This is a genomic window from Hymenobacter persicinus (genome assembly GCF_004167665.1).
Lineage (GTDB): Bacteria > Bacteroidota > Bacteroidia > Cytophagales > Hymenobacteraceae > Hymenobacter > Hymenobacter persicinus.
On record NZ_SEWE01000090.1, the window covers coordinates 1 to 3,973 of the forward strand.

Annotated in this window: 4 protein-coding genes; all 4 read right to left on the reverse strand. The window is 65.0% G+C overall.

What is annotated here, in order from left to right:
* Window positions 1-144: 144 nt before the first annotated feature.
* Window positions 145-1,095, reverse strand: a complete 951-nt coding sequence (locus tag EWM57_RS20625) for a pectinesterase family protein (protein WP_129922468.1) — start codon at window positions 1,093-1,095, stop codon at window positions 145-147.
* Window positions 1,092-1,910 carry a rhamnogalacturonan acetylesterase gene (locus tag EWM57_RS20630; RefSeq protein WP_129923191.1) on the reverse strand — a complete coding sequence of 273 codons (819 nt, stop codon included), beginning with the start codon at window positions 1,908-1,910 and terminating at the stop codon, window positions 1,092-1,094. The genes EWM57_RS20625 and EWM57_RS20630 overlap by 4 nt, the downstream gene beginning before the upstream one ends.
* A gap of 27 nt (window positions 1,911-1,937) precedes the next feature.
* Window positions 1,938-2,723 carry a rhamnogalacturonan acetylesterase gene (locus EWM57_RS20635; RefSeq protein WP_129923192.1) on the reverse strand — a complete coding sequence of 262 codons (786 nt, stop codon included), beginning with the start codon at window positions 2,721-2,723 and terminating at the stop codon, window positions 1,938-1,940.
* 180 nt (window positions 2,724-2,903) lie between these two features.
* The coding region (locus EWM57_RS21285) for a hypothetical protein (protein ID WP_207218369.1) at window positions 2,904-3,973 on the reverse strand (1,070 nt) is incomplete at its 5' end.

The window sequence follows — 3,973 nt, forward strand, 5'->3', positions numbered from 1 at the left end:
CGGTCATGCGCGTGACCTGGGGCGGGGCGGGCGCAACGGGCGTAGCGGGTTTTGCGGCCGGGGCCGTGGTTTGGGCGGCCAACGGAGCGCTCAGCAGCAGGCCCGCCGCCAGAAGCAGATTCGAAAGGTGCATGGGGTCAGGGCTTATTCTTGGGTGGGATTCCAGTGGCGCAGCACGGCGTCGCGGGTGTAGGCGCGGGCCTGCTCGGCACTGATCTGGTGGCTCCAGCCGACCCGCTGCCGGGGCGCGGCGCCGGGGCCGGTGCTCTGGTATTCGGCGTAGTAGGCGGTTTGCTTGTTGCTTTCCTTGTCCCAGTGGTCCCAGCCCGCGGCCCGGATTTGGGGGCCCAGCTCGCAGTGCAGAAACACGGTTTTGGCAAACGGCCGCCAGGGCCGGCCCAGCACGAAGGAGCCGGCGGGCGCGTCGCCGACGATGCGGCAGCGGTTGAACACGTAGCCGTAGCGGGTGGTGTCGGGTGTGGAAGCGGCCGTGACGTAGCCACCGGTTTTGCAGAAAATGGTACACTGCTCAAACCAGGCCGTGCTGGAGCCGAAGATAAAGTCGACGGTGCCCTCGATGTAACAGTCCTGGTAGTACTGCCGGCTGCCGTAGCCGTAGGTGTAGAGCGTATCCTGAAACCCGAGGAAGCGGCAGCTCTTAAACCGGGCTTTGTCGCCGGCCACCCAGACGGCCACGGCCTGCCCCACCGGCCCGGAGGAGTTCTGAAAGGTGAGGTTTTCGGCCGAGAAGTCGGGCCCATAGATGTAGATGCTGGCCGAGCCCGAGGTGCCTTTGTCCTCGCCGAAGATGTTTTTCTTCTGGTTGTAGTCGTCGTAGGTGAGCACCGTTTTTTCGCGGTCTTCCCCAATGAGGTGAACCAGCTGCTTGGAGCCGGCCAGGATCAGCTTTTCCTTGTAAATGCCCTTTTTGATGAAGATGGTCGTCACCTTCTTGCGGAAGTCGGGCACGGCGTTGAAGGCTTCCTGCACCGTACGATACTGCCCGCTGCCGTCCTGGGCCACCACGAAGTCGTAGCCAAAGGCCCGGCCGGCCAGCAGCAAACTCAGGCTCAGCAGTATCAGCAGGTGCTTCATGGCGTGGTGGGCTGGGCGTCTTTGGCGGTGGGTACGGGCGGCAGGGCGTTCTTGGCCGTGGGCTGCTCCGGGTGCTCCGACAGGCCGGGCAGCTTCTGGGCCATCACCTGGCCAAACACGAGCTGGGCCATCTTGCGGGCCCCCAGCTCGCTGAAATGGGTGTTGTCCTGGCGGCCGTAAGGGTAGTTGGGATGGTCGCCGGGGGCGAGCTGTAAAAACAGCAGCTTGGAGTTTTCTTCCCCAAACTGCTGCACCAGCTCCCGGCTCATTTTGTCGAGGTCAATCAGCGGCACGCGCAGCTCTTGGGCCACGGCCACGGTGGCGGCAGAATAAGGCCCGTGGGTTTCCACCTGCCGGCCGCTCGTATCGAACTTGCGGCGGGTGACGGGCGTGATGAGCACCGGATACGCCTTTTTACGGCGCGTCTCCTGCACGAATTTAATCAGGTTGAGGCGGTAGTCGGCCGGGGACGTGTAGCGGTCCGGGTGGGCTTCCGATTCGTCGTTGTGCCCGAACTGGATAAAGACGTAGTCGCCTTCCTGCAGGGCGTCCACAATGGGCTGCCAGCGGTTTTCGGCCAGAAACGTGCGGGTGCTACGCCCATTCACGGCGCGGTTGTCCACAACCACCGTGGAGTCGAAAAACGTGGGCAGCGGCATGCCCCAGCCGGTTTCGGGAAAGGTCTGCTTGATTTTCTGGGCAATGGTGGAGTCGCCAATCAGGTAGAGCTTGATCTTTTTGGGCGGCGCCCCCACGAAGGCTACCAGGAGCAGCAAACTCAGGGGCCACAGGCGGTTGACGAGACGGGAAAGCATATCCGTTGCGGGTTAAGGAGGGCTGCCCTACCGGGCCTGCGGGTCCACGGCGGTTTTCACCTCGCGCTGCACGATGTGGTCGGCCAGCTCCAGCTTCAGGCTGCGGATGTCGGCCAGCACGAGTTGGGCCATTTTGCGGGCGCCCAGCTCATTGAAGTGAGTGTTGTCGTCGCGGCCGGCGGGGTAATTAGGGTGCTCGCCGGGCAACAGCTGGTTGAACAGCAGCTTGGAGTTTTCGACGCCGAACTGCTGGAGCAGGGCCTGGCTTTCCTGGTCGAGGTCGATGAGCGGAACGGCCTGCTCCTTGGCCACGCCGCGGACGATGGCCGCGTACACGGCGTGGGTTCCCTCCACTTTGCCGGCGGCATCAAACTTGCGGCGGGCCACGGGCGTGATGAGGACCGGCCAGGCTTTTTTGGCCCGGGTTTCGGCCACGAAGCGCAGCAGGTTGGCTTTGAAATCAGCCTCGGGGGTGTAGCTACGCTTGGTGGGCACCTCGTCGTTGTGCCCAAACTGAATCAGGACGTAGTCGCCGGGATGGAGGGCGGCGGCCACGGGCTGCCAGCGGTTTTCGGTGAGGAAGGTTTTGGTGCTACGGCCGTTCTGGGCGCGGTTGTCCACGGTCACCGTCTCGTCGAAAAAGTACTTGAACGGCATCCCCCACCCCGTTTCGGGAAATGCCTTTTCCTGCTTGTCGGCCATGGTCGAGTCGCCGACCAGGTACACCGTGAGCCGGGCAGGCGGCGCGGGCCGGAAAGCCAGCAGCACGAGCAGGCCCAGGGCACTGACGAATTTAAGCGGGTGAGTGGTCATAAGCAGGCGGCGCGGTCGGGTGGGAGTATGGCAGGAGGCTGGGACCTGAACACCCCAGCCGGGGCCGGCAAGTAAGCCCAATTCCGGGCCCCGGCGCCGGCCGCGGGGCAGAATAGTTATGCAAACGTTCCCGGCAACGTTGACACGCGCCGCCCCCCGGCGCCGGGCTTCTTAGGGCGGCTACTTTTTCGCGGCGGCCCCCGGCGCGGCCGGCAACCGTTTGGCCCCCAGTGCGGCCGCTAGGTCGGGCAGGTCGTAATACTCAAGCACGCCGGGCACCACTACCGAATACCAATCCTTATCGGTGGGCTGGGTCAGGATCTGCTCGAAGGAAGTAATGGTCTGGGACGGGAAAACGCGGGCAATGGCGGGAGTAAGCACGGCGGCGTGCAGGGCGGCGGGGGCCGCGCGGCCGGTGGCGTACAGCTCCACGGGGGCAGCACGCAGCCGGGGCTCCTGGTGCACGAAGCGCAGGGCCATGAAAATATCCGTTACCCGCTGCCCGAGCAGGGGCTGGCCGGCCTGCAGGGCCGTGAGGGCGTTGCGGTACTCGCGGTTGAAGTACTTTTTATCGTTGAACTGCTCGGGGTCGGTGGTTTCGCCCAGCCCGCGCAGGTCGGCCAGCAGCACGGCGCAGTTCTGGGCCAGGTAGCCATTGAGCAGGGCCACGCTGTCGGCTAGGCTGCGCTTGCCTTGGTCGGGCAGCCAGAGCACTACTTTCGATACCGGGGCCGAGCCGGCGGGCAAAGCCAGCAAGGCCGGCAGCGGCACCTGCCCCTCGCGGCGCAAAATCAGCTTTTGCAGGGCCACGCCTTTCGGTTGCACGGTTTCGCGGCGCTCCACCTGCACCGGCGCCTCCAGAGCCGCCAACGCGGGCAGGCGCAACTGGCGGGTTATGGCGGCGGTAAGGGCCGGGCCGCGCAGCTTTTTGCGCCGCCCGGCCAGCTCCCGGGCCTGCCCGAGGTGACGTTGGGGCAGCAGCTGTTCCTGGGCAAAAGCGGTAGCTACCTGCCCCGTAGTTGTGCTGAGCAGCTCATTTTCACTGAGCGTAGCCAGGTTCCCTTCCTGCACCGGCTGGGGGCTTTCCTGGTAGAGCCACTGCCGGAACCAGGCCACGGCCGCCTCCCGCTTGGGCCGGGAAATGCCGTGGCCGTCGTCGTAGGTAAACAGGCTGGTTTGGGCCGGCCGGCCCAGGCGGGCATACACCTGGTTCAGTTCGGCTTGGTAGCCCTGAATGGTCGGGTAATCCA